Source organism: Rhodoferax sp. P2_H8_2 (genome assembly GCF_056403235.1).
In genome coordinates, this window is the sequence record NZ_JBFUFW010000007.1 from 103,162 (window position 1) to 127,109 (window position 23,948).

Below are 23,948 nucleotides of genomic sequence, written 5' to 3' on the forward strand. Positions count from 1 at the left end.
AACCTTATTTGACCAACTGATTCAATTGAATGATCGGCAAGAGTACGGCAAGCACGATCAGCATCACCACCATGCCCATCACCACAATTAAGAGCGGCTCCAGCAGAGTCGCCAGATGGATGGCGCGGCGTTGCACTTCGTTGCGCAGCTGCACGGCGGCGCGGTCCAGCATGGCAGGCAACTGCCCGGTCTGCTCGCCCAGGCGGGCAAACATGCCCAACAGAGCCGGGAAGCGTTGCTTGTGCGCCAGCGCGCTGGCCAGCGGCGCGCCTTCGCGGACCAGTGCCAGCGCCTGCAAGGCATCGGCGCGCATGGCGTTGTTGGACAGCGTTTCGGATGCAGCTTGCAGCGACTTCAGGATAGGTACACCCGCCGCACCCAGCATCGCCAGTGTGCTGGCAAAGCGCGCCGCGTTGTAGCCGCGGGCCAGACGACCGACTATGGGCACTTGCAGCAAGGCGGTATCGAATTTCAGGCGAAAAGAGGCTCTAGACCAAGCAAGACGTGCGCAAGCAGCTACTAAAATAATAGCAATCAACATCAACCAGCCGTAGTTGCGCACGGCCGCGCTGATGGACAGCATGATCTCGGTCAGCAGCGGCAGCGCCTTGTGCGAACCCGCGAACACGCTGGCGACTTGCGGCACCACATAGGCCAGCAGGAACAGCACGATCACCAACGCCACGACGCTGACGATGGCCGGGTACAGCGCGGCGCCCAGCAATTTGGCGCGCAGGTTTTGCTGCTCTTCCAGATCGTCGGCTAGGCGCTCCAGCACCAGACCCAACTGGCCGCTGTGCTCGCCCGCACCAATCACCGCGACAAAGATGGACGAGAACTCACGTGGGTGTTGTGCCAACGCGGCCGCCAGCGTGGAGCCACCATTCACTTCGGCGCGGATGGTGGCTACCAAATCGCGCTGCGCGGGCTCTTCCGCTTCTTCGGCCAATGAGGTCAGCGCGCGCTCGACCGGCAACCCAGCGGCGACCAGACCAGCCAGTTGGCGGGTCCAGATGGACAGCGCATTGGTGTTGAAGGCGCGGCGTTTGAGTAGTGCGCTCTTGCCTTGTGCGGCGGAGTTGGCAGCGTTGCCCAGCGGTTCGACGCTCAGTGGCACCAGTGCACGCGCGCGCAAGGCGCTGCGGGCTGCGCGTGCGGTGTCGGCATCTAGCACGCCCTGTTGGTTACTTCCTTGGGCGTCCAGCGCGGTGTAGCTGTAAGCAGGCATGGTGGGGCTCTAGTTCCCCTCGCGGGTCACGCGCAGCAGTTCTTCGCGGCTGGTGATGCCGGCCTGGACCAGGCGCTCGCCGTCATCGCGCATTTGCACCATGCCTTGGGCCAACGCCGCATCGCGTATGCCCGCTTCGGACGCTTCGTTGTGGATCAGCGCGCGCATAGGGTCATCGGTGACCAGGAGTTCAAACACACCGGTACGGCCCTGGTAGCCCGTTTGGCCGCATTCGGCACAACCTGCGCCTTGGCAATGCGTGCAGGTTTTGCGGACCAGACGTTGTGCCAGCACGCCGCGCAATGAAGAGCTCAGTAGGAATGGCTCCACGCCCATATCGATCAACCGTGTGACCGCGCTGGCCGCGTCGTTGGTGTGCAATGTCGCCAGCACCAAGTGACCTGTGAGGGATGCCTGAATCGCAATCTGCGCGGTTTCGAAATCGCGGATTTCGCCGATCATGATCACATCCGGGTCCTGGCGCAGGATCGCGCGCAGGGCCTTGGCAAATGTCAGGTCGATCTTCGCGTTGACTTGCGTCTGCCCGACACCGGGCAGCTCGTATTCAATCGGGTCTTCCACCGTCATGATGTTCTGACGCGCGGCATTCAACCGACCCAGCGATGCGTAAAGCGTGGTCGTCTTGCCCGAGCCGGTGGGGCCGGTCACCAGAATGATGCCGTGCGGTTGCGCGATCAGGCCTTCGAAGCGTTGCAACACACTGCCTTGCATGCCCACCGCTTCCAGGCTCAATTGGTCCTGGCTCTTGTCCAGCAAGCGCAGTACGGCACGTTCGCCGTGTGCGCTGGGCAATGTGCTGACGCGCACGTCGACAGCGCGCGTGCCTATGCGCAAGCTTATGCGGCCGTCCTGCGGCAAGCGCTTCTCCGAAATATCCAGGTCAGCCATGATCTTCAGGCGTGAGATCAGCGCCGCATGCAGCGCGCGGTGCGCCTGCACGATTTCGCGCAGTGTGCCGTCGACGCGAAAGCGCACGCTGGAGTGGCGCTCGTAGGGCTCGATGTGGATATCGCTGGCGCCATCGCGCGCGGCCTGCGTGAGTAACGCGTTGAGCATGCGGATGATGGGCGCGTCGTCGGCCGTCTCCAGCAAGTCTTCTACTGCGGGCAGGTCCTGCATCATCCGTGAAAAATCGGCATCGCCCTGTACTTCGCTCATCACCGTGGCGGCGCTGGATTCACCTTGCGCGTAGGCCGCGCTGATGCGCTGGCTCAAGACCGCGCTGTCCAGCGTCTGCACCGACTGTGGATCAAACTTGCGCATCACCTCGCCGACCGCCGACGCGGGCGTACCTGCGTGCACCCACAGCGTGCGCGTGTCGCCATGCTCTTCCAGCAAGGCTTGCTGGGTGCGGGCGAAGGTATAGGGCAGGGGATAGCGCATGGATGAACTCAAGGACGTATGCTTCAAGGGCCTTTTGGCGCGCTGCGTGCCGGGGGTGCGGAGGGCGCAGGCAGTGCGGGCAGCACGGCGGCTTCGTTGATAGGCACCATCACACTGGCTTCGGGTTGTGCGGTTTGCTGGCCACTGCGCATTTGTTCATAGCGGTCATTCGACAGCTGCGCCGTACTCGCGGCATCACGCACGACAACAGGCCGCAGGAACACCATCAGGTTTGTTTTCTTGCGCGAGCGGGCCTCGCTCTTGAACAACGCACCCAGCAGCGGGATGTTGCCAAGACCGGGTATCTTGTCCTCGTTGCCCGAGTATTCGTCTTGCAGCAGGCCACCGAGTACGACCACACCACCATCTTCGACCAGCACACTGGACTTAATGGTGCGTTGATTCACAGTGGGGCCGTTGGCGGCAGTGGCAGTGGACGCCAGCACACTGGAGACTTCCTGCTCCACGATTAACTTGATGGTGCCGTTTTCGCTGATTTGCGGCTTGATTTTCAGTTTCAGGCCTACGTCCTGGCGCTCAATCGTCTGGAACGGGTTCACAGTGCCGCTGGTGCTGCCGGAGTTGGTGTATTGGCCGGTGACAAAGGGCACCTTCTGGCCAATCTTGATTTCAGCCTCTTCGTTGTCCAGCGTCAGGATGTTGGGTGTGGACAGCACGTTGCCGCTGCCGGTCGATTCTATGAAGCGCGCCAGAAAGCCCAGCACATACACACCATTGACCTGATTCACGAGGCCGAAGTTGAGCCCAGTCGATGGCACCACCGTGCCGCCGCCTGCAGCCAGAGCAATGATGTTTTTACCGGCGACCGCGCCAAAGTTGGTACCCAGCACACCGATGGTGGAGTCGCCGGCCTTACCCAACGCGTTTTGCCACTGGATGCCGAACTCGGCGGCCCGGTCGGTGCTGACTTCGGCAATCACACTTTCCACATAGACCTGTGCGCGGCGAGAATCCAGCTTGTCGATCACCGCGCGCAACTGGCGGTACTGTGGTTCGCTGGCGGTGATGATCAGCGCATTGGTCGCCGTGTCGGCCTGGATCTGGCCACCCGTGGTGGCTGCGCTGGCATTGGCGCTGGAGCCGAACGCGGAAGAGGTCTGTGTGCCTGTAGTGTTCGCTCCACCGGTCGTGGCTACAACTGGCGTGCTGCCTGCAGATGGCGCATTGCGTGCTTCGCCGCTGATGGCGGCGCGCAGCGTGCTGGCCAACTGCACTGCGTTCGCGTTCTTCAGGTAGACCACATAGATATTGCCCGCGGCGCCATTGGCCGTAGTGGGAGCGGGTTGGTCCAGCTTGTCGACCAATGACTTCACCAGCGCCAGGCGCGCCTGGTTGGCGGCGCGCACGATCAGCGTGTTGGAGCGTGGCTCGGCAATCACAGTGGTCTTGTAGCTGCCGTCTGCGGTGGCGTTAGGCACGCCGGCGCTGGGCTCGGACAGCTTTTGTACCAGCGGCGCCAGATCGGACGCACTGGCGTGCTTCAGCGCAATGATCTCTACGTCGGTGGCGTTAGCCACATCCAGCGCGGCGATGATGCGCACCAGACGGCGCATGTTGTCGGCGTAGTCGGTGATGACCAGCGTGTTGGTGCCGGGGTTGACGTTGATCGGGCTGTTGGGGTTCACCAGCGGGCGCAACACGGGAACCAGGTTGTTGGCGTTTTCGTGTTGCAGACGAATGATTTGCGTGACCAACTGGTTGCCGCCCGCGGTGTTGGCGCTGACGGACTCCGACACCGCACCTCCCTGCACCTTGGCGTCGGCTTCGGGCACGATCTTGTCCATGCCGTCGCTGCTCACCACCGTGTAGCCCTGCATGCGCAAGGTCGCCAGGAACTGGTTGTAGGCGATTGCGGGGGCGACCGGTGCATCGGTGCTTAGCGTGATCGTGCCTTTGACGCGTGGGTCCACAACCACATTACGGCCGGTGACGGTCGCCAGTGTCCGGGCCACGGCTTCGATCTCCGCATTGTTGAAATTCAGCGTGATCGCTTCGCCACGCTTGGGGGTTGCTACCGGGGCCTGCGCCAGAGTTTGAGTGACAAAAGTTCCTGAAAACCCCGTGAACAGTGCGTAAGCAGCTATTAAATAAGTAGCAACTGGCAGACGCTTGAACGAAGCGGACGAAGGGGTGGAGCTGGTGTACATGCGAATTAACCCACTTTGATGATGGAGCGTGCGCCATCGCGCCGTCCGATGATATTCAGAAGATTGGACAGTGCCTCGACGCGATCGGGGGCCGCACGCGCCTCGCCAGTAAATTGCAGCCGTCCGCCCACCCAACGCCCCGCGCCTTGCAACTGCAGGCTACCGTCCAGTGTGCTGAGGTCCAGTGTTGGTGTCGGCCCGCCATTTAGGGCGATGCGGTAACTGCCGACGGGCTTCAATGTAGACAGGCTGGTGCTCATTCGTTCAGCGTCCAGTTGCAGACTGCCTTGCATTTCCCAGCGCCCGGCCTGTTGTTGCAGCACCAGTGCTTGCGTGGTCAGCGCCAGCGTGCCTTGCAGTTGCAGGGTGTTCCACGGCGTGCCCAAGCCCGCCAGCACGGCGGTGGGCCAGCGGGATGGTGCGGCATTGCCATCCAGGCTGCGCAATTGCAGTCCCGCGACGGCGGGCGTTGCTGCCCACGTCCATGCCGTGTCCATGCAACAGTCGGCCTGTACGGCCAGTTGCACACCCTGCAGCGCGGGGCGAAGTTTCCATTGCACGCGGCCCGGCAGGCGCGCACTGTCCTGTGTACCAGCGCCAGCAGCCAGTACCAGTTGGGCCGATCCGGTCCACACGGTTCCCTGCGTATCGACCAATTGCACGCGGCTTTGTGAGGCGCTTTGAACCGCTTGCGCCAGCCAGCGCGCTGGGGCGAAACAAACCAATGCGAATACTGTCCCGATCAGCACACCCGACAGCGCCCAAGTCCACGGCGCGATACGGCCGTTAGGGCCGTTGGAGCGTGGGAGCATGCCCGCACGGCGGGGCTGGGCGGGCATCCACTTCACGATGTGGGCAATCCCAATTGCAGCGTGCCACTCCAGGTGGCGCCGGTGCGGGTCATGCGTGCCTGCATCGGCACGGCGTGGGCGTTGGTGCGCGCGGTGGCGAGCCACTGCGCCAGTGCATCGGCGCTGACACCGCGCAGCGTCACGCTGGCGTCGCCTGCGCGAATCGTGATGTCAGCGGCGGCACCAAAGGACTGCTGTACCGATGCGCTCAGTGCCGCAGCGGCTTCGGACTGGGATAGCGGCGCTTGCGATTGCAGCGCCTTGGCCTGTGCCTGCATGCGCGCCATGGTTTGCAACTGGTCTTGTAGTGCGATCTGCTGCGCGGCAGATTTTTGCAGCGTGCGCAGCGCAGGTGCAATGGCAATGCCCCAGACAAGGGCTGCGCTGACCAGAGTGGCGGCCAAGGTCAGCAGCGTTTTTTCGCGCGTATCGCGCTGTTGCCACCAGGCTTGCAGTGCGAGTTGCATATTGGAAGGGGCTTTGCTCATGGTGTGCCCCGGGTGCGAACCAGCACCGCAGCGCCGTCGGCTTGCGCTGACAGGCCACTGGCGCGCAGGTGTTGGTCCAGCGCGGTGGATTGCTCGACAGTCAACGTCAAACCGCCCACGCGCATTTCGCCATTGACGTATTCCACGCTACCAGGTGCGCCTGCAGGCAATAGACCCGGGTTCGCGGTACCGAGTGCGGCCAGCATGGACTCCAGATCCTTGGATGATGCGGCGCCGCGCGTCTGGCGCAACAGCGCGAGTTCACGTTCCATCTGGATCGGCGCATCGACCACCACCTTCACTTGCGGAAAGGTCGTGACCAGTGTGTCGCGGATGCGGTCGCGCTGTGCTTGCAATTGGTTGTTGGTGTGCCATGCATAGGCGTTGAGGCCTACGATCTGCACCAGCGCAATCGCCACCAGTGCCCAGCGTGCGGGCTTCCATTGGTCGGTCTTCAGGAACGACAGCACCGCGCGGCGGATTCTCTCCATCAACGGATTGCGACGCGCCAGATCGAATTGCGCGAGGCTCCAAGCGGACTGCGCCGCGCGCTCCCAGCGCTCTGCGTGGCTTTGCACGTGGGGTTGTTTGTTCAGCGTCTTTTCTGCCAGTGCGGCGACGGCAGGCTCGGCCCACAGCGCATAGCTGTCGCGGACCTGTGCCCAACCCGCGGTACCCGCGTCTGCGTTTTGCGGTAGTGGCACACGGTGCAGACCTTGTGCATCGGTCCAGACGGCTTGTGGCGCATCCTCGGTGCCCGTTATCCACAACTGATCGGTGGGCGAATCGGGTGTCCATTCCGGCACGAGACGCTGCGGCGGGCGCCCCAGTCGGGTCAGTGATTCGACGGCCTCACGCAACCAGGCCCGGTCACATACCGCGACCCATACAGGTGCGTCGGTTCTTGCTTGCGGTTGCAGCGCGAAGTGCAGTTGCGCCGGGTCATCGAGCAATTGGTCTTCCAGCAGGCCTTCGAGTACGGCGCGCAGTCGGGGCGCGCTGCGCTCCTTGAATATGCCGCCATCCAGCGTGCCCGGTGGCAATTGCACCCGGTGCCAGGACAGCGCGTGCGCGGGCACCAGTGCAACCGTTTCTGCGGCGAGGATGAGGGGAATGAGTTCGGTGGACATGGCGTATGAATTGCGGCTCATTGTAAGGACGCTGCAGGGCCATTGGGCGCTCCGGCACCCCGTTCGCGCCACAGCACTGTGACCTTTTGGTTGTCCCGCTGCACCAGCGAATGCTCCAGCACCAGGCGCTCACCCAGCCGCACCTGCCCGCTAACCTCGAAAAATCTGGAGTTCAAGCCATGCCGGGTTTCGACGACGGCGTCGTCCGGGCCCCTTAGCAAACGGTTCACCTCCGAGAGGCTGCGAAAGTGCGATTGCGCGCGCGCCGCAACCAGCCGCTGGGCATCGGCCATCGTGGCGCTGGTGATGCTGGCGTAGACCACTTCGAGGGGCGCGGTGTTGAGGTTCACGGTAGTGGACCTTGGCAGCACCGTCACAAAAGGCTGCAACGCCGCGACAACCGGCTTGGAAAGACCTAACCAAACCAGTTGTTCGGTCGTGCGCGGTAGTAGGGGCCGCTGCCCTGCAGGGGTGGGATTGCCACCGCTTGTGTCTTTGTCTGCGGCATCGGTTTCCAGTGCGGCGCGCATGCCTGCCACTAGGTTGACCAGTTGCCCTTGTGGCAGACGCAGAGTTTCAAACAGCCGGGAGAAAGCCCTTGCAGTAGGCGCATCTACTTTGCCGTCCTGCACCAGGTTCATCACATTCAGCCGGCCCTGCAGATCAACGATCTGGCCCGACAGAAAGGCTTCTTCCAGGCCCTGGCTGGTGGTGTCGCTCTCGCGGGTTGCCAGAAAAGTGGAGAGGCGCGCTTCCTGCAGCGGCACGGCCCACGGCTCGGCCAGATGGTCGACGCTGTTGCCACTGCGCGCATCTTCGCGCAGGATCAACCGCGCCCAGTCCAGCGCACCTTGCAGTATCCACGCGGCTTGCAGGCGTTCGCGCTCTGCCGTCTCGACTTCAATGCCGCGCCACTGTTGCCACAACGCCGCCGAGCTCAGCGCGGCAACCAATGTCACCGTCAACATTGCGGTCAGGATGGCGGCGCCGTACTGGTGCGTGGGGGGCGCAAATTTGCGCCGGGCCGCCCCAAGCAAATTTAGCCCCCTTGGGGGGCAGCGACCCGCGAAGCGGTGGAGCGTGGGGGCAACATTCTTCATTGGGCACTACCTGTCAACGTGGGTTGGGCCCAATCCCGCGTGATGGTGCCAGCCAATGGGTGCGGTGCGGTCACACCGAGCACCAGCCGGACACCATCGGGCAAGCTGTTGGCTTGCGCGGGTTGCGCGGGGCCAGCCCCCGGCGTACCACTGCTAGACAGCGGGTTGCTCCATGCACCTCCGCGGTAGTAATAGATTTGCCACTGGTCGAGCGCCGTGATGGCTATTTCCTGTTTTTTTGCGCTGTCGCTGGGGCTCTGAGACCATTGGTTTGCCAGCTCCCAAGCGGTTCCCCAGTCCTGGCGCAAATGCAAGGGCGGCGATTGCCAACGCAGCCATTGCTCGGAACCGTCGCGGTTGCCGCGCGTCCAGGCCACGACCAGCAGGCCGTCGCCCGGCTCCGTAACATTGCGCCGCGTGATGCGCAGCACGCGGCCATCCCAGTCCATCGGGATCGGTGCGCCGGACGATGCGCTGGGTGCCACCATCGTGTCCAGGTCTGCGCCCCATTGCGCCAGACCGGCTTCCAGCGCCAGAACCGCGTCGGCATGCGCGCGCGTGCTGTGGGTCGCGCTCTGCATGCCATCAAGTCCACGCCAGGCCATCAATGTCATTACGGCCATGATGCTGATGGCAACCAGCAGCTCCATTAGCGTGAAACCTTGGATACGTTTGATTTTCATCAATACCGCCCCACCACGGTGCTGAGTTGTAACAAGGGCTGCGTATCGCGAAACAACTGCGCTTCAACACGGCGGAAATTTGGATTCGGCGTGGGCTGCACCAGCAAGCGCAAGGACAGGGTGCGGCCTGCCTGTTCGCAGGATGTGGTCGTATCGCCCACGTCGGGCAATTGCCGCGACAGGCGTACTTTCGCCATGGCGTTTTCAGCACAGAGTTGCGCCAGCACGCGGTCGGCCTGGCGTTCCGCATTGCGGGTCAATGAGGATGTGGCCTGCGCGCCTGCAATCAGCGCAATTGCGACGATGGCCAGTGCTACCAGCACTTCGATCAGCGTAAAGCCTCGGTCTGTCATGGGGCAGCCTCAACGCTAAATGGGCGCAGGCCATCGGTAGCAATCAGTACTGCGCGCTCCGGTTTTTCGATGCGCCACAGTCGTACGCTGGTACGGGCCATCAGTGGCTCAGGCCCCAGCACCAAACCTTGCGGCGGGGCTTCGGCAGCTATGCCCGGGTACTGCCATGCGCTGGCCTGACCATTCAGCGTGTAACCGTTGTCGCTAGTCTTCCACCGCACCGCAACGCCAGTAGCCCTTGCCTGGGCTCGCGCGGCGTCCAGCACAGCGGCCAGACGTTGCGCTTCCATCTCCAGTTGCGATTGCGCCGAATCGCGCAATGCCAGACTGACCCCGGCGGTCGCCATCGCAATGATGGCCACTACCAGGAGCAGCTCCAATAACGTGAAGCCGTGGATAATTTTTCGCTGGGCGGCCCCGAGAAAAATTAGCCCCCTCGGGGGGCAGCGACCCGCGCAGCGGTGGAGCGTGGGGGTCACATCTTTACCAACTACCGATGTCTGCATTCTTCCCTTCGCCGCCAGCCTGTCCGTCGGCGCCAAAGGACATCACGTCCACCTCACCCTTGATGCCAGGGTTCAGATACTGGTAAGGGCGGCCCCAGGGGTCATTGGGCAATTTGTCGAGGTAAGGGCGCCAGTTCGGCGCAGTGGGGCCGGCGGTGGGCTTGGCAACCAGTGCTTGCAATCCTTGCTCACCGGTGGGAAAGCGCTGGTTGTCCAGCTTGTAGAGCTTCAACGCCTGCACCAGATTGGCGATATCGGTCTTGGCAGCAGTGCTGCGCGCATCGTCCGCGCGGTCCAGCACATTGGGCACGATCAGCGCGGCCAGCACGCCGATGATGACCAGCACGACCATCAGCTCGATCAGCGTGAAGCCAGCATGGCGGATGCGGCGCGAGAAACGGGTGGCAATTGTCATAGGAGTGCGTTGTGAAGAAAGCATGTTGCCTTCCATGATAATGCGGCCCATGGTATCGACCGTGCAATCTCTGTGGGGAACCCGTTTAGCAACGCTGGCCTTGGCCGCGCTCGCAGCGGCAAGCGCCATGTATTGGGTGCTGAAGTGGCCTGCCGCACCCGCGCCCATCAGCGCTGCAGACTCGCCGCCAGCAGCGCCCGTCGACAGCGCCGCGGTGGCGCGCGCCTTGGGTGGCGGTGCGGCTCCCGTAATGAATGCAGTTGCGCCCGCATCCAGTCGTTTCAGCCTGGCAGGTGTGGTGTCCGGTGGCGTGCATCGGGGTGCAGCGCTGATCGCCATCGACGGCAAACCGGCCAAGCCTTACCGCGTGGGTGCGGTGGTCGATGGGCAGTGGGTGTTGAGCAGTGTGCAGCCGCGCCGTGCGGTGTTGGCGCCGCAGGGTGGCGGTGCTGCAGACGCTGGCATCACACTGGAATTACCACTCAAAAAATAGACTCAATCGGGCTGCAGGCAGCGCAGAGTGTGCGTAAGCAGCTACTTTTTTGTAGCAATCCGCCGCTGCCCCCCCCAAGGCGAGTTGCGACCCCGCTGGGGGCAGCGGCCCGCAAAGCGGCGGAGCGTGGGGGTCATTTCATTGCTGCAGAAACATCCGGTACACCGGATTGTTCGTCTCTTCCACGTAAGGGTAGTCCAGATTTTTCAGGAACTGGGCAAATGCCTTGTCATCCGCTTTGGGCACCTGCAAGCCCACCAGAATGCGACCGTAGTCCGCGCCCTGGTTGCGGTAATGGAACAGCGAAATATTCCAGTTCGGGCGCATCAAACTCAGGAATTTCATCAACGCACCGGGGCGCTCCGGAAACACGAAACGCAACACGCGCTCGTCCTGCGCCAGCGCCGAGTGGCCACCCACCATGTGGCGGATGTGCTCCTTGGCCAGTTCGTCGTGCGTCAGGTCCAGCGTGGCGAAGCGGTGTTTGTTGAAGTTGGCGGTGATCTTTAGCGACTCGCCTTTGCCGTGCGTGGTCAGGCCAACGAACACATGGGCTTTGTTCGAATCGCTGACGCGGTAGTTGAACTCGGTGACATTGCGCTGTCCGCCCGGCAGATTCCCGATGAGTTCACAAAAACGTTTAAAGCTGCCGCGTTCTTCGGGGATGGTGACCGCAAACAACGCTTCGCGCTCTTCGCCCACCTCGGCACGTTCGGCGACAAAGCGTAGACGGTCGAAATTCATGTTGGCGCCACACAGGATGGCGGCGTAGGTCTCGCCTTTGGTCTTGTGCGTCGCGACGTATTGCTTGATCGCCGCTACCGCCAGCGCGCCAGCCGGTTCGACGATGGAGCGGGTATCGATAAAAACGTCCTTGATCGCCGCGCAGACGGCGTCGGTATCCACCGTCATGAACTCGTCCACCAGATCGCGCGCAATGCGAAAGGTTTCCTCGCCAACCAGTTTCACCGCCGTGCCGTCAGAGAACAGCCCGACATCGGTCAGCGTGACGCGCTTTTTCTTTTCGATCGACTGGATCATCGCGTCCGAGTCGTTCATCTGCACGCCAATCACCTTAATGCGCGGGTCGACTGCCTTGATGTAGTTGGCCACGCCGGACACCAGGCCGCCGCCGCCGATGGCGACAAACACGGCATCGAGATGCGGGCCGCCAATGTGACTGGACTTTTGTCCCGATTTGGCTGCCTTGTCTGCTCCGAGGGTCTGTACCTGGCGCAACATTTCCATGGCCACCGTGCCCTGGCCCGCGATCACGTCCGGGTCGTCAAAAGGGTGCACAAAGGTGAGATGCTCATTCTTTTGCAGCTCCAAGGAATGCTGGTAGGCGTCGGAGTAGCTCTCGCCAAAAAGCACGACTTCACCGCCCAGGCTCCGTACGGCATCGACCTTGACCTGGGGCGTTGTGGTCGGCATCACAATGACCGCACGGGTGCCCAGCTTGCTGGCGCTTAAAGCGACGCCCTGGGCGTGGTTGCCTGCGGAGGCGCAGATGACGCCGTTTTGGAGCTGTTCCGGCGTCAGGTGCGCCATCTTGTTGTAGGCGCCCCGCAATTTGAAGCTGCGCACGGGCTGCTGGTCCTCCCGTTTGAACAGCACCGTGTTGTGTAGCCGCCGGCTCAAGGCGCGAGCCGGCTCCAGAGCGGTTTCGTGCGCCACGTCGTAGACGCGGGCCGTCAGGATTTTCTTCAGGTAGTCGGCAGGGCTGAGTGCCTTGGCAGGAGAAGAGGATGGCATGGGGCTACACTTGGTTCGTAATCACAAAAGAATGCGCTCCGCGCGGAGCAGTTTAAGACATTGTAGCGATGGATTAATTTGCCCCGCGCGGAGCAACTTGAAAGGACTGCGAAGATGGAATGCACTGTGAGCTGGACAGGCGGGTTGCAAACCCGCTCAGGAATGGGATTTGTCGCTGAAACCGGCAGCGGTCACACGCTGATGATGGACGGCGCGCCGGACGCCGATAAGCCTGAGAACGGTGGTCAGAATCTGGCACCCCGCCCTATGGAAACGGTATTGGCTGGCACCGGTGGCTGTACGGCCTACGACGTGGTGTTGATCCTCAAGCGGGGTCGCCACGCCGTGCAGGGCTGCACCGTCAAGCTCAACGCCGAGCGCGCGCCCACCGAGCCCAAAGTGTTCACAAAGATACACATGCACTTCACGGTGACCGGCAAGGGTGTGCCAGCGGCTGCGGTTGAGCGCGCGGTAGCAATGAGCCACGAAAAGTATTGCTCGGCCACGATCATGCTGGCCAAGACGGCCGACATCACGACCAGTTTTGAGGTTGTGGAGGCCTAAATCCGTTGTGCCACGGTCGTCATGACTTTGGCCGCGGCGCGCATCATGTCTTTGACGGGTTGTGGCAACTCCGTAGCGCCGGCTGCACGCGCGCCGGCCGCGTGCGCGATTTCGTCGTCGTGCATTTGCACCACAATGGCGCGCGACGCATGATCGCCTTGGGGCAACAGGTCCAGATGGCTTTTCAAATGGGCGCCAACCTGGGTCTCGGTTTCCACGACAAAGCCCAAGCTGACCCGGTCACCCAATCGCCCGGCCAGCAAACCCAGCCCAAAAGCGCCAGCGTACCAAAGCGGGTTCAGTAACGACGGCCTTGAACCTAATTCATCCAGTCGTTGAGCAGTCCAGGCCAAATGGTCGGTTTCCTCCTCGCAGGCTTGGGCGAAGTGGGTGCGCAATGTCGCGTTTGGTGTGGCCATCGCTTGGGCTGTGTAGAGGGCTTGGGCGCAGACCTCGCCCACATGGTTCACGCGCATCAGGCCTGCGGCGATTTGTTTGTCCGCGGCGCTCAGTTCTGTCGCACTATCCGGTACCGTGGGGCACGGATGCGTCGCGCGTGGCTTGGTGAACAGCGTGCGCAGGGCAGAGTCGGCGGCAATCAGCAAGGCATCCATGGGATCAAGGTTGAGCGTTTATTGCGGTGTGTCCAAGTCTAGCGGGTTAGGCAAAATCTTCCGTTCTCAAGCCTTTTTCAAGCATTGGCACCATTATTGCTTTGCATTAAATGTCGCCGCATAGGCGGCACCTTTAGCGACGTCCAGTGAGACGGTAGGACGGCAGCGCCGTAACCTGCTGGTAATTGCGTCGTGCGAGTGTTTCATTTTTGTAACAGATGACGCCTCATTTGCCGTCATTAGCCCTACTTTGGCCGCTTCAGGCTTGATCGGGGTGCGCTCCCATGTTCCAATAAATTCGGATTTCAGGTTTCCGTGGTCTTTGGCATCGCCAATTACCAAGGTTCCGTTTTTTCTTTCATTCCAATATGGAGATATCTAAATGAAAAAGACCCTCGTCGCATTGGCAGTTTTGGCTGCAGCAGGCACGTCCTTCGCACAAGTAACAATCACCGGCAAGCTGGGCTTCGGCGCTCAAAAACTGCCGACTACACAGAATTCGAGCACCGTGTTCGGCCAAGGCACATTCACTGGTGGCGGTCAAGGTCTGTTGGTGACGGACGGCGACGTGCTGTTCACCGCTACAGAAGATCTGGGCGGCGGCATGAAGGCAACTGTTGCCTCTGAAATCCGTCTGCGCGGCCGTGACGACCAAGTGTCCTCACGCAATGCAACCCTGTCTCTGACTACCGGTTTTGGCCTGATTTCGATTGGTTCCATCGAAGCGGTGTCTCCCCTGTTGACTGTCGGTACCGCTGGCGCCCCCATCGAACTGGCCACCAACATGGACGGCAATGCTTCTTCTCGCACTGCCACCCCTATCGCTCCTCGCACCAACATCGATGCAGTTTCGCTGACTTTGCCTATTGGTCCAGTCGTTGCAACCGTTCTGTACTCTGAAGTGAACGGCGCTGCCGGTAACGGCGCGGCTCTGGGCTTGCTCGACGGCGCTAGCGAATTTGGCAGCAAGACCGGTGGCAATGTCACCGGCACCACTGCATGGACTGTTATCGGTCGCTACAACGCTGGCCCCATTGGCCTGTACGCTGACTACACTCTGTTCGATTCCAAAACGACTTTGACCAACTCTAACCCCGTTGTCGCCAAGTTCTACAAGGATTGGGGCCGTACCCGTCTGGCTGCAACCTATGATTTCGGCGTGGCCAAGATCGGCGTGGGCTACCTGGTGGCTGACCACGACTATCCAGACCAGTACTCTGCTGGCCTGACAGTTCCTATGGGCGCTGTGACCTTCGGTCTGACATACGCTGCAGTTGACAAGGCCAAGGCAACTTATGCCCTGTCTCCAAGCCGCATTGAGCGCACCTTCACCGGCGCTGGCGTTCAGTATGACTTCAGCAAGATGACCAACATCAACCTGAGCTACGGCACCTTCACTGGCTCCGAAGGTCTGGCTGGTGGCGGCAAGAACCCCGTTGCTGAGTACAGCGACGAATACCGCATTCGTCTGTTGAAGAAGTTCTAATCGTTTCGCTGGCATCTGCCAGCAGCGTTTGATACTTTGAAAGCCTCGTTGCGTAAGCAACGGGGCTTTTGTATTTGTGCGGCAACACGGTGCGAGAATTTTCACGTCACCTAGGATCAACCCCATAGGATGCAGAGTGCATGCGATGCAAAAATACACGGGTATCAACTCTGTCACGCGTATTTAGGAGACGCATAAATAATGAAAAAAACCATCATCGCCATGGCCGCACTGGTAGCCACCAATTTGGCATTTGCCGGAGTCACCGTCACTGGTGAAGTCGGTATGGGATATGCCAAGACACAACCCTCACCTGGCGTTGCTTCGGATCCCAGCAAGGTAGACGGTACGAACGAGCTACAGTTCACCAGTGGCAATGTGGAAGTCAAGGGCGAAGCCGAGGTGTATCCCGGATATACCGCTAAGGGCGCGTTCAGCTATGCGCTCAAGCGCCGTGACTCCGACAAGCCCATCACCGCAAATAATGGTGTCTTTCAGGTGCGCGATTGGACCACTGCGCTGCTGACACCTGTTGGGCAAATCACATTCGGCCACATCAACACTGAAACCGAGCAACCACGTGCTTTCGCGGGCTCCAAAATCGAGTTGCAGTCGGATGCCAAGCTGTCTGGCGGCGATGACATCGATGTACTGGCTTTCACCACCAAGCTGTTCGGTGTCTACATCACGCCTTCCTACGCTGAAGGCGGTACACAGGACGTGCTGGACTTGGCGAACTCATTGGGAGGCACACTGATTCCGGTAGGTCCGTTCAAGTTGCCACTCTTGAATGGCGGCTCCGTGGCCAACCAGGTCAACGGCGGCCCTGGCCCCGGTACGGGTCCTGTGCAGATCTATGGCCTGAACCTGACCTATGAAGAAGGCCCCTGGTCAGTTGGTTTCAGCTACAGCGACTACAAAGTGACCTTGAACGGCGCAGTGCAAGACCGCGCTGGCGCAGAGCTGTTCAAGGCGGCCTATGACGGGCGTACCGATACCGAGCTCTCCCTGTCCTATGACTTCGGCGTGGTCAAAGTGGGCGGCGGCTATAAAGCCAAGACCAAGGGCTGGGGCAACGAGACCCAGGCTGGTTTCTCCATCCCCATGGGTAAATGGTCGTTCGGCATGACCTATGAAGTTAAGGACGACGACAGCGCCAGCATCGGACGCGGTGCGGAAGCCAGTAAATATGCCAGCGGCGCGTTGCTGGCTGCTGCTGGTGGCGACTTCTCCAAACTGGGCCAGACCAATATTGGTGACTTCAGCGGCGTATTTCAGTTGCCTCCGGCCTACGGTGGCTACGGTCTGCCAGGCCTGATAGGCGCGGATTTGAAGGGTGGCGCCAAGCGCACCAAGATCCGCTTCGGTGTGGACTACGAGTTTGACAAGCACCACTCGGTTAACTTTAGCTACGGCAGCTACGAGCTGGGCAATCCGGAGCGCCGCGTAACCGGTCTGCCGGGTGTGTACCAGCCGGGCAACATCACAACGACCGAGAGCCAGGCGCGCTACTTGTTCAAGTTCTAAAGAACCTCATCCCGGGCCTCACTTGGGATTGCAAGTAAAAAGCCGCCCGGTGCAAACCGGGCGGCTTTTTTAATGGGGTAATTCCCCTTGGGGCGGCGGAGCGTGGGGGCGATATTTCAGGCGTAACGCTTGCTGCGCAGGTTCTGCTTCATCTCGCGCAGCAATGGTTGCAGTGTGGTTCCGCCAATGCGCAATGCGACGCAGGTGGCCAGGATGTCGATGATCATCAGGTGCAGCAGGCGCGAGACCATGGGGCTATATTTGTCAAAACCTTCGGGGTGGTCTGCGCTCAGGTGGATATGCCCCGCGCTGGCCAAGGGCGATCCGCTGGCGGTGATGACGATGGTGGTCGCCCCGTTCTTGCGCGCAATGTCGCAAGCGTCCATCAGGTCACGCGTGCGGCCCGAGTTGCTGATGACCACCACGCAGTCGCCTGGCCCCAAGATAGATGCGCTCATCACCTGCATATGGCCATCGCTGTAGGCGGTGGTGTGCATCCCTAAGCGGAAAAATTTGTGTTGCGCGTCTTGCGCGACGATGCCGGAGTTACCGACACCAAAAAACTGGATTTTTCGACCAGTTTTGAAGGTTTCGGCCAGCGCCAGTACGGCCTTCTCGATGGCGACCGTAGAGGCGTCATTGCGGTATTTCAGGAAAGCGGCGACGGTGTTGTCGATCACCTTGACCATCACATCGCCAGTCTTGTCGTCGGCATCGACACTGCGGTGGATGAAGGGCACGCCTTCATTGACCGTGCCTGCCAGCTTTAGTTTGAAGTCTGACAGGCCGTCGTAGCCCACACTGCGGCAAAAACGCACCACCGTGGGTTTGCTGACGTGCGCGCGGTCGGCCAGTTCGCTCACCGGTAGTTTGGCAAAGGCGCGCGGGTCCAGCAGGCACAGCTTGCCTACACGCTGCTCCGCGGGCGCCAATGACGGCAGTGAAGCTTTGATTCGGTCAAGCATGGGGTCTCCTTTTAGTTTTCTTCGGACCAGCAGAAACCGTCGCGTGCAATCATCGCGCTCGATGCGCTTGGCCCCCAGGTGCCAGCAGCGTAGGGCCTTGGGCCCTGTGCATCGCCAGCCCAGTAATCCAGCATGGGTTCCACCCAACGCCAGGCTTCTTCCTGCTCATCGCTACGTACAAAAAGGTTCAGTCGGCCATCGATCACGTCCAGCAGCAAGCGCTCATACGCGCCGACGCGCTCGGAGCCGAAGCGCTTGTCAAAGTCCAGATCGAGTTGCACTGGAGCCAGCGCCAGCGCTGCGGCGCTGCGCGATTGGCGGTTGTTCTGGCCCTGCGCCAACAGGTGCAACTCCAGGCCATCCTTGGGCTGCAGGTTGATCACCAGGCTGTTGGTGACATCGCTGTGCGTGTTGAAAATTGCGTGCGGCGTCGGGCGGAAATTGATCACGATGCGCGCATCACGCCCAGCCAGGCGTTTGCCTGTGCGGATGTAAAACGGCACACCAGCCCAGCGCCAGTTTTCGATCTCGGTGCGTAGTGCGACAAAAGTCTCGGTGTTGCTGTTCGGGTTAACGCCCGGCTCTTCGCGGTAGCCGGGGACTTGCGTACCGCCGATAGAGCCACTGGCGTAGCGACCACGCACCACGTCTTGCGACAAAGACTCCTGCGTCCAGGGCTTCAGCGAACGCAACACCTTGAGCTTTTCGTCGCGGATTGCATCGGCGTGGGAGTTGATTGGCGGCTCCATGCCAATCGCGCACAGCAGCTGCAGCGCATGGTTTTGCACCATATCGCGCAGTGCGCCGGTGGTCTCGTAAAACGCACCGCGGCTCTCGACGCCCAAGTCTTCGGCAATCGTGATCTGGATATTGGCAATGTGTTCGCGGCGCCACAGCGGCTCGAACAGCGCGTTACCAAAGCGCAGCGCAAACAGGTTTTGCACTGCGGGCTTGCCCAGGTAATGGTCGATGCGGAAGACCTGCTTTTCTTCGAAGAATTTGCGCACGGTGTGGTTGATCGCGCGGTTGGAGGCCAGGTCATGGCCCAGCGGTTTTTCCAGCACGACGCGGGTGTGTGGTGTGTTGAGCCCGGCAGCGGCCAGTTGCTCGCACACCGTGGTGAACAGCGAAGGCGCAGTGGCGACATACATCACGACTGTCTCGGCGTTGCGCTCTTTCAGCGTCGCGGCCAGCGCGGCGTAGTCGTCTGGTTTGGACAGGTCCATGCGCACGAATTCGAGAAGGGCGGCGAAGCGGGCGAACTCTTCGGCGCTGGGGCGCTTGGCCAGATCGACTTTGTCAAAACGCGACTGGATCAGTGCGCGGTACTGGTCGTGGCTCAGGGCATCGCGGCCCACACCAATGATGCGTCCACCTTCAGGCAGCGTGCCATGGCGAAACGCCTGAAACAGTGCGGGCATCAGCTTGCGCCAAGTCAGATCGCCGGTGCCGCCAAACAGAACAAGATCGAAGCTCATTTTTTCGGGTTACATAAATAACGACGTTGTAATGTAACTTTGTTTCACCGATAATTCAACCGCTCTTTCAAGTTTTTCTTCATACAAAGCTCCCATGAACCAACTCGACGCGCTTAAACAATTCACCACCGTTGTGGCCGATACCGGCGACTTCAAGCAACTCGGCGCCTACCTGCCGACCGATGCAACCACCAACCCGTCGCTGATCCTGAAGGCTGTGCAAAAGCCTGACTACGCGCCGCTGCTGAAGGACACCGTGAACCAGTTCCGCGGTCGCCCCATGGACGAAATCATGGACCGCCTGCTAGTGCGCTTCGGTTGCGAAATCCTGTCCATCATTCCGGGCCGCGTGTCCACTGAAGTCGATGCACGCCTGAGCTTTGACACCAATGCCACCGTGACCCGCGGCGAGCGTCTGATCGAGCTGTACCAGGCACAGGGCATCCATATCGACCGCGTGCTGATCAAGGTCGCTTCCACTTGGGAGGGCATTCAGGCCGCGCAGGCGCTGGAGCGCAAAGGCATCCATACCAACCTGACTCTGCTGTTCTCGTTCTGCCAGGCCGTCGCTTGCGGACAGGCCAAGGTGCAACTGATCTCCCCCTTCGTCGGCCGCATTTATGACTGGTACAAGAAATCGGCGGGTGCAAACTGGGTCGAAACCGATAACACTTTGTCCAACGACCCTGGCGTGAAGTCGGTCACGCAGATCTACAACTACTACAAGAAGTTCGGAATCGCCACCGAGGTGATGGGCGCGAGCTTCCGCAACGTCGGCCAGATCACGGCGCTGGCCGGTTGCGATCTGCTGACCATCAGCCCCGACCTGCTGGCCAACCTCGCAGCAACCGACGCACCGCTGACGCGCGCGCTGGATGCCAAGGCGGCGAGCGAATTGACATTGGAGGTCATCAACTACGACGAAGCCGGTTTCCGTCTGGCGCTGAACGAAGACGCAATGGCGACCGAGAAGCTGGCCGAAGGTATTCGCGCGTTCTGCGTCGATGCGGTGAAGCTGGAACAACTGATGCTTGCGGCTTGAGCATGGCACGTACCCGTTGTGACCGAACGCCGGTCTGGGCGCAGTTGCAGGCCCAATTTGACGCCCAGGGTAAAGCGTTGGATCTGCGTGACGCGTTTGCTTCCGATGTACAGCGCTTTGAACGTTTCAGCCAGAGCGCGCCCTATGTGTTTGCGGACCTGTCCAAGAACCTGATCGACAGCGCCACCGAGAAGCTGCTGCTGGATCTCGCGCGCCAGAGCGGCGTCGAGGAACACCGCGATGCGATGTTCGCGGGTGAGAAGATCAACCACACCGAAGGCCGCGAGGTTTGGCATGTTTTATTGAGGAATCCAGAAGAGAATTCGGCTGCAGCGCCCGCAGAACGTGCGCAAGCAGCTACGAATTCAATAGCAATCCACAAGGCGACCGAGCAGGCCAAGGTGCATCACACGCTGGACGCGATGCTCGCTTACGCAGAGCAGGTACGCGCAGATGCTGCGATCACCGATGTGGTGAATATCGGCATTGGTGGTTCAGATCTCGGCCCGCAAATGGCCGTGCTGGCGCTCGATGCATTTGCGACCAGCGGCAAGCGCCTGCACTTTGTGTCCAACGTGGATGGCCATGAACTGGCGGCGACGTTGAAGCACCTGAAGGCCGACACCACGCTGTTCCTGATCGCTAGCAAGACCTTCACCACGATTGAGACCATGACCAATGCGCGCTCAGCCAAGGCGTGGTTTGACGCGCATGGTGGTACGAATACAGCTCGCCATTTCGCGGCGCTGACGACCAACGTGGCCGCTGCGAATGCGTTTGGCATCACGACCACGTTTGGCTTTTGGGATTGGGTGGGCGGCCGTTACTCGATGTGGTCGGCCATTGGTCTGCCGCTGGCGATTGCGGTAGGTGCGACAGGTTTCCGTGAGTTCCTTGCTGGCGCCCATGCGATGGACGAGCATTTCCGCACCGCGCCGCTAGAGAGCAATCTGCCGGTGCGTCTCGCGCTGCTGGACATCTGGTACCGCAACTTCCACGGCTTCACCAGCCGCTGTATCGCGCCGTACCACAGCGCGTTGCGCCGTCTGCCTGCGTACTTGCAGCAACTGGAGATGGAGAGCAACGGCAAGCAGGTCGATGGTGAAGGCGAGCCTTTGCCGTTTGGTACGTCACCGGTGTTGTGGGGCGAACCGGGTACCAACGGGCAGCACGCCTACTTCCAGATGCTGCACCAGGGTACCGATGTCGTGCCGTTGGAATTCGTTGCGGTGAAGAAGCCGCGCCACGCGCTGCCGCAGCACCATGAGCTGTTGCTTGCCAATGTGTTGGCGCAGGCGCAGGCGCTGATGGTGGGCAAGGCTGATGCAGGGGGACACAAGAACTTCCCCGGCAACCGGCCCAGTACATTTTTGCTGCTCGACGATCTGACACCTGCCTCGCTGGGCGCGTTGATTGCGCTGCAGGAGCACCGGGTGTTTGTCAGCGGTTCGCTGTGGGGCATCAACAGTTTTGACCAATGGGGTGTGGAGCTGGGCAAGGTGCTGGCCAAAGACATCGAAGCGCGATTGGCGTCTGGCGATGTAGCGGGGCTGGATGGGTCTACGGCCGGGTTGTTGGCGCGGCTGCGGGACTAAAGGGACTACTACTTCACCGCAACTGGCTTGGGGGCGCCTTGTTTGGTCGTCAAGATGGCCGGTATGGTGATGTTGTTGCGCTTGGCCATGCTGGCGTATTCGCCGGATGAGATCAGTTTTCCCATGCCTGCATTGAAGGCCTTGCGAAGCGCTTCACGGCCTTCACCCTTGGCATATGCGAAGTAACCGACCTCGGTGCCAATTAGTGGCGTGACCGCTGTAAATTGCTCCTGCATGCCCATCGCGGTCATGCCAGCCAGTGTGTTTCTCTCGTTGGCCACGAAAAAATCCATACGGTCATTCAACAGCATGGTCAACCCGCCTTCCACCGTGCTGACGTTGGTCACTCCGAGTTTGGCGCGTTCTTGATCGAACGCTGGCCCATAGGCCCAACCATGCACCGCTACCAGACGTTTGCCTTTGAGCGAGTCGTAGCTGCCATCCCAGCTGACCTTGGCCCCAACCAGTTTGTAAAACACCATGTTGTCCTGGTAGAAGGGCTGGTCGGCAAAAATGAATTGGGCTTCCCGCGCGGGCGTTTTGTAGGGGCCAATCAAAATATCTGCCAACCCGCTGGCAACCATATCCTGCGCCCTAGCCCATGGATAGATGCCAAACTTAATAGTGAGACCTTGTTGTCGTGCAATGGCGCGCGCCAGGTCGGCACCCAAGCCGACGTACTCCCCTTGCTCGTTCTGCTCGAAGATCCGTGCGAACGTGGTGCCCACGACCAAGATATCCTTGGCCTGGCTCGCACCCATGGCAAAGAATATAAAAATACTGATTGCGCTTCGCAGCAAGGTCACAGGCATGGACATGTTGTCTCATTTATAGCGCATCTACTGATGAAAACTATGAACTTATCGTTGCCGCAAGCACGCGCGCTGCATCTGGCGGCGCAGGGCTTACTTTCGGCGCCAGACAAGTCCGCTACACGCGCCGCGTTGCGCGCCTGCATTGCGCGCATGCAGTTGCTGCAGATCGACACGATCCATGTGGTGTCGCGCAGCCCTTATCTGGTGTTGCATTCGCGCTTGGGTGACTATCCATCGCACTGGCTGGAAGAAACTCTGGCCGCAGGCCATGTGTTTGAGACTTGGGCGCATGAAGCCTGCTTTGCGCCTACGCCGGATTTGCATCTGCACCGCACCTACAACGCCGTTACGCGCAGGCACTGGGGCCTGGCGAATGCGGAACGCAATGCGAAGTCTCACCGTAAGCAGTTGGACCAGTTGCTGGCGCATGTGCGCGACAACGGGCCGGTGAAGTCGTCGGACTTTGAGCGCACCGATGGCGGAGGTGGTGCGTGGTGGGGCTGGAAAGATGAGAAGCGTTGGCTGGAGACGCTGTTTGCGCAGGGCGAGCTGATGGTCGCGCGGCGGGAGAATTTCCATCGGGTGTATGACATTGCCGAACGGGTTGCGCCGCAACTGGCGGCGAAAGATGTTGCATTGCACAGCGCAGATCAGGTGCATATCGGGTTCATCGAAAAAGCGATTGTTGCGCTGGGCGTTACCCAGGCGCGGTGGGTCAACGATTACTTTCGCCAGAAGCCTCGGCTCAAAGATGCCGACCTGAACGCATTGGTTGATACTGGCGCGATCTTGCGGGTGGAGGTCGACGGCTGGGAGATGCCTGGCTATGTGCACGCCAGCAACAAGGCTTTGCTGAGCAAGGCCCGCACCAACAAACTGGAAGCCAGCCACACCTGCCTGCTGTCTCCATTTGACCCCGTGGTCTGGGACCGCGAGCGCGCCTCAGCGTTGTTTGATTTCGACTACCGCCTGGAGTGCTACACGCCCGAGCCCAAGCGCGTCTACGGCTACTTCGTGCTGCCCATCCTGTGCCGCGGCGAACTGATTGGCCGCCTCGATGCCAAGGCGCATCGGGCAGACGGCGTGTTTGAGGTCAGGGCACTGCATGCGCAGACGGGCATGCGCTGGACCGCGGAACAGATTGCAGACGTCGCCCAGGCCATCCATCGCAGCGCCGTCTGGCATAGAACCCCCACGGTGAAAATTAGCCATACCCGACCCCAAAGGCTGAGAACCGCATTGCTGCGGGAGATCAAGCAGCTGGCTGGTTAAGCAGGCTCAAAACCTG

General features: G+C 60.8%; 23 protein-coding genes. 7 read left to right on the top strand and 16 right to left on the bottom strand.

Annotation, left to right across the window (positions count from 1 at the left end; translation table 11 throughout):
* Positions 1 to 4: 4 nt before the first annotated feature.
* From gspF to gspG, 11 genes are all read right to left on the bottom strand, one after another.
* Complete coding sequence (gene gspF, locus AC1DV6_RS13555) at positions 5 to 1,228, bottom strand: type II secretion system inner membrane protein GspF (protein ID WP_477978200.1); 1,224 nt, start codon at positions 1,226 to 1,228, stop codon at positions 5 to 7.
* A gap of 9 nt (positions 1,229 to 1,237) precedes the next feature.
* Positions 1,238 to 2,632: a GspE/PulE family protein gene (locus tag AC1DV6_RS13560; protein ID WP_477978202.1), complete on the bottom strand. Its 1,395-nt coding sequence runs from the start codon at positions 2,630 to 2,632 to the stop codon at positions 1,238 to 1,240.
* A 23-nt stretch (positions 2,633 to 2,655) separates the two neighbouring features.
* Positions 2,656 to 4,800, bottom strand: coding sequence for a type II secretion system secretin GspD (gene gspD / locus AC1DV6_RS13565; RefSeq protein WP_477978204.1), 2,145 nt, complete (start codon positions 4,798 to 4,800; stop codon positions 2,656 to 2,658).
* A gap of 5 nt (positions 4,801 to 4,805) precedes the next feature.
* On the bottom strand, positions 4,806 to 5,639 hold the full coding sequence (gene gspN / locus AC1DV6_RS13570; protein WP_477978392.1) for a type II secretion system protein N: 834 nt from the start codon (positions 5,637 to 5,639) through the stop codon (positions 4,806 to 4,808).
* Between the two features lie 5 nt (positions 5,640 to 5,644).
* Positions 5,645 to 6,139 (bottom strand): type II secretion system protein GspM, encoded by a 495-nt coding sequence (gene gspM, locus AC1DV6_RS13575; RefSeq protein ID WP_477978206.1) that lies wholly within the window; start codon positions 6,137 to 6,139, stop codon positions 5,645 to 5,647.
* Positions 6,136 to 7,269: a type II secretion system protein GspL gene (gspL, locus tag AC1DV6_RS13580; RefSeq protein WP_477978208.1), complete on the bottom strand. Its 1,134-nt coding sequence runs from the start codon at positions 7,267 to 7,269 to the stop codon at positions 6,136 to 6,138. The genes gspM and gspL overlap by 4 nt, the downstream gene beginning before the upstream one ends.
* Positions 7,270 to 7,286: 17 nt before the next feature.
* The gene (gspK, locus tag AC1DV6_RS13585) at positions 7,287 to 8,306 is read right to left on the bottom strand and encodes a type II secretion system minor pseudopilin GspK (protein WP_477978210.1); all 1,020 of its coding nucleotides are present in this window, start codon (positions 8,304 to 8,306) and stop codon (positions 7,287 to 7,289) included.
* 59 nt (positions 8,307 to 8,365) lie between these two features.
* Positions 8,366 to 9,052, bottom strand: a complete 687-nt coding sequence (locus AC1DV6_RS13590) for a prepilin-type N-terminal cleavage/methylation domain-containing protein (RefSeq protein ID WP_477978212.1) — start codon at positions 9,050 to 9,052, stop codon at positions 8,366 to 8,368.
* Positions 9,052 to 9,405, bottom strand: a complete 354-nt coding sequence (gene gspI, locus AC1DV6_RS13595; RefSeq protein ID WP_477978214.1) for a type II secretion system minor pseudopilin GspI — start codon at positions 9,403 to 9,405, stop codon at positions 9,052 to 9,054. Before gspI ends, AC1DV6_RS13590 begins: the two co-directional genes overlap by 1 nt.
* Positions 9,402 to 9,785 carry a type II secretion system protein GspH gene (locus AC1DV6_RS13600; protein WP_477978216.1) on the bottom strand — a complete coding sequence of 128 codons (384 nt, stop codon included), beginning with the start codon at positions 9,783 to 9,785 and terminating at the stop codon, positions 9,402 to 9,404. Before AC1DV6_RS13600 ends, gspI begins: the two co-directional genes overlap by 4 nt.
* A 103-nt stretch (positions 9,786 to 9,888) precedes the next feature.
* Complete coding sequence (gene gspG / locus AC1DV6_RS13605; protein ID WP_477978218.1) at positions 9,889 to 10,326, bottom strand: type II secretion system major pseudopilin GspG; 438 nt, start codon at positions 10,324 to 10,326, stop codon at positions 9,889 to 9,891.
* 49 nt (positions 10,327 to 10,375) lie between these two features.
* Here gspG and AC1DV6_RS13610 point away from each other — a divergent pair, with 49 nt between their 5' ends.
* On the top strand, positions 10,376 to 10,819 hold the full coding sequence (locus AC1DV6_RS13610; RefSeq protein WP_477978220.1) for a type II secretion system protein N: 444 nt from the start codon (positions 10,376 to 10,378) through the stop codon (positions 10,817 to 10,819).
* 138 nt (positions 10,820 to 10,957) lie between these two features.
* On the opposite strand, the gene ilvA is transcribed toward AC1DV6_RS13610, so the two are convergent.
* Entirely contained in the window at positions 10,958 to 12,574 is a 1,617-nt protein-coding gene (ilvA, locus tag AC1DV6_RS13615; RefSeq protein WP_477978222.1) for a threonine ammonia-lyase, biosynthetic, read from the bottom strand.
* A 114-nt stretch (positions 12,575 to 12,688) separates the two neighbouring features.
* Here ilvA and AC1DV6_RS13620 point away from each other — a divergent pair, with 114 nt between their 5' ends.
* The gene (locus tag AC1DV6_RS13620) at positions 12,689 to 13,138 is read left to right on the top strand and encodes an OsmC family protein (RefSeq protein ID WP_477978224.1); all 450 of its coding nucleotides are present in this window, start codon (positions 12,689 to 12,691) and stop codon (positions 13,136 to 13,138) included.
* Here AC1DV6_RS13620 and coq7 read toward each other — a convergent pair.
* Positions 13,135 to 13,752 carry a 2-polyprenyl-3-methyl-6-methoxy-1,4-benzoquinone monooxygenase gene (coq7, locus tag AC1DV6_RS13625; protein ID WP_477978226.1) on the bottom strand — a complete coding sequence of 206 codons (618 nt, stop codon included), beginning with the start codon at positions 13,750 to 13,752 and terminating at the stop codon, positions 13,135 to 13,137. The two genes, AC1DV6_RS13620 and coq7, sit on opposite strands and share 4 nt — an antisense overlap.
* Positions 13,753 to 14,134: 382 nt before the next feature.
* Here coq7 and AC1DV6_RS13630 point away from each other — a divergent pair, with 382 nt between their 5' ends.
* Entirely contained in the window at positions 14,135 to 15,238 is a 1,104-nt protein-coding gene (locus tag AC1DV6_RS13630; protein WP_477978228.1) for a porin, read from the top strand.
* Between the two features lie 201 nt (positions 15,239 to 15,439).
* On the top strand, positions 15,440 to 16,765 hold the full coding sequence (locus AC1DV6_RS13635; protein ID WP_477978230.1) for a porin: 1,326 nt from the start codon (positions 15,440 to 15,442) through the stop codon (positions 16,763 to 16,765).
* A gap of 116 nt (positions 16,766 to 16,881) precedes the next feature.
* Here AC1DV6_RS13635 and AC1DV6_RS13640 read toward each other — a convergent pair whose 3' ends face one another.
* Entirely contained in the window at positions 16,882 to 17,730 is an 849-nt protein-coding gene (locus tag AC1DV6_RS13640; protein WP_477978232.1) for a MurR/RpiR family transcriptional regulator, read from the bottom strand.
* 11 nt (positions 17,731 to 17,741) lie between these two features.
* On the bottom strand, positions 17,742 to 19,208 hold the full coding sequence (gene zwf / locus AC1DV6_RS13645; RefSeq protein WP_477978234.1) for a glucose-6-phosphate dehydrogenase: 1,467 nt from the start codon (positions 19,206 to 19,208) through the stop codon (positions 17,742 to 17,744).
* Between the two features lie 94 nt (positions 19,209 to 19,302).
* Between zwf and tal the strand changes: the two genes are divergently transcribed.
* Positions 19,303 to 20,250 carry a transaldolase gene (tal, locus tag AC1DV6_RS13650; RefSeq protein ID WP_477978236.1) on the top strand — a complete coding sequence of 316 codons (948 nt, stop codon included), beginning with the start codon at positions 19,303 to 19,305 and terminating at the stop codon, positions 20,248 to 20,250.
* A gap of 2 nt (positions 20,251 to 20,252) precedes the next feature.
* Positions 20,253 to 21,845 carry a glucose-6-phosphate isomerase gene (pgi, locus tag AC1DV6_RS13655; protein ID WP_477978238.1) on the top strand — a complete coding sequence of 531 codons (1,593 nt, stop codon included), beginning with the start codon at positions 20,253 to 20,255 and terminating at the stop codon, positions 21,843 to 21,845.
* 8 nt (positions 21,846 to 21,853) lie between these two features.
* Here the strand turns inward: pgi and AC1DV6_RS13660 are convergent, their stop codons facing one another.
* Complete coding sequence (locus AC1DV6_RS13660; RefSeq protein ID WP_477978240.1) at positions 21,854 to 22,606, bottom strand: substrate-binding periplasmic protein; 753 nt, start codon at positions 22,604 to 22,606, stop codon at positions 21,854 to 21,856.
* Positions 22,607 to 22,690: 84 nt separating this feature from the next.
* Here AC1DV6_RS13660 and AC1DV6_RS13665 point away from each other — a divergent pair, with 84 nt between their 5' ends.
* Entirely contained in the window at positions 22,691 to 23,932 is a 1,242-nt protein-coding gene (locus tag AC1DV6_RS13665; RefSeq protein WP_477978242.1) for a winged helix-turn-helix domain-containing protein, read from the top strand.
* The last annotated feature ends 16 nt before the right edge of the window (positions 23,933 to 23,948 follow it).

Coding starts and splice junctions, on each gene's coding strand:
- ilvA (WP_477978222.1), bottom strand. CDS start 12,574: ATGCCATCCTCTTCTCCTGCCAAGGCACTCAGCCCTGCCGACTACCTG.
- AC1DV6_RS13665 (WP_477978242.1), top strand. CDS start 22,691: ATGAAAACTATGAACTTATCGTTGCCGCAAGCACGCGCGCTGCATCTG.
- gspF (WP_477978200.1), bottom strand. CDS start 1,228: ATGCCTGCTTACAGCTACACCGCGCTGGACGCCCAAGGAAGTAACCAA.
- AC1DV6_RS13660 (WP_477978240.1), bottom strand. CDS start 22,606: ATGGGTGCGAGCCAGGCCAAGGATATCTTGGTCGTGGGCACCACGTTC.
- gspM (WP_477978206.1), bottom strand. CDS start 6,139: ATGAGCAAAGCCCCTTCCAATATGCAACTCGCACTGCAAGCCTGGTGG.
- zwf (WP_477978234.1), bottom strand. CDS start 19,208: ATGAGCTTCGATCTTGTTCTGTTTGGCGGCACCGGCGATCTGACTTGG.
- AC1DV6_RS13620 (WP_477978224.1), top strand. CDS start 12,689: ATGGAATGCACTGTGAGCTGGACAGGCGGGTTGCAAACCCGCTCAGGA.
- AC1DV6_RS13590 (WP_477978212.1), bottom strand. CDS start 9,052: ATGAAAATCAAACGTATCCAAGGTTTCACGCTAATGGAGCTGCTGGTT.
- AC1DV6_RS13630 (WP_477978228.1), top strand. CDS start 14,135: ATGAAAAAGACCCTCGTCGCATTGGCAGTTTTGGCTGCAGCAGGCACG.
- tal (WP_477978236.1), top strand. CDS start 19,303: ATGAACCAACTCGACGCGCTTAAACAATTCACCACCGTTGTGGCCGAT.
- gspN (WP_477978392.1), bottom strand. CDS start 5,639: ATGCCCGCCCAGCCCCGCCGTGCGGGCATGCTCCCACGCTCCAACGGC.
- AC1DV6_RS13635 (WP_477978230.1), top strand. CDS start 15,440: ATGAAAAAAACCATCATCGCCATGGCCGCACTGGTAGCCACCAATTTG.
- coq7 (WP_477978226.1), bottom strand. CDS start 13,752: ATGGATGCCTTGCTGATTGCCGCCGACTCTGCCCTGCGCACGCTGTTC.
- AC1DV6_RS13640 (WP_477978232.1), bottom strand. CDS start 17,730: ATGCTTGACCGAATCAAAGCTTCACTGCCGTCATTGGCGCCCGCGGAG.
- AC1DV6_RS13610 (WP_477978220.1), top strand. CDS start 10,376: ATGGTATCGACCGTGCAATCTCTGTGGGGAACCCGTTTAGCAACGCTG.
- gspG (WP_477978218.1), bottom strand. CDS start 10,326: ATGACAATTGCCACCCGTTTCTCGCGCCGCATCCGCCATGCTGGCTTC.
- gspD (WP_477978204.1), bottom strand. CDS start 4,800: ATGTACACCAGCTCCACCCCTTCGTCCGCTTCGTTCAAGCGTCTGCCA.
- pgi (WP_477978238.1), top strand. CDS start 20,253: ATGGCACGTACCCGTTGTGACCGAACGCCGGTCTGGGCGCAGTTGCAG.
- gspL (WP_477978208.1), bottom strand. CDS start 7,269: ATGTCCACCGAACTCATTCCCCTCATCCTCGCCGCAGAAACGGTTGCA.
- AC1DV6_RS13560 (WP_477978202.1), bottom strand. CDS start 2,632: ATGCGCTATCCCCTGCCCTATACCTTCGCCCGCACCCAGCAAGCCTTG.
- gspI (WP_477978214.1), bottom strand. CDS start 9,405: ATGACAGACCGAGGCTTTACGCTGATCGAAGTGCTGGTAGCACTGGCC.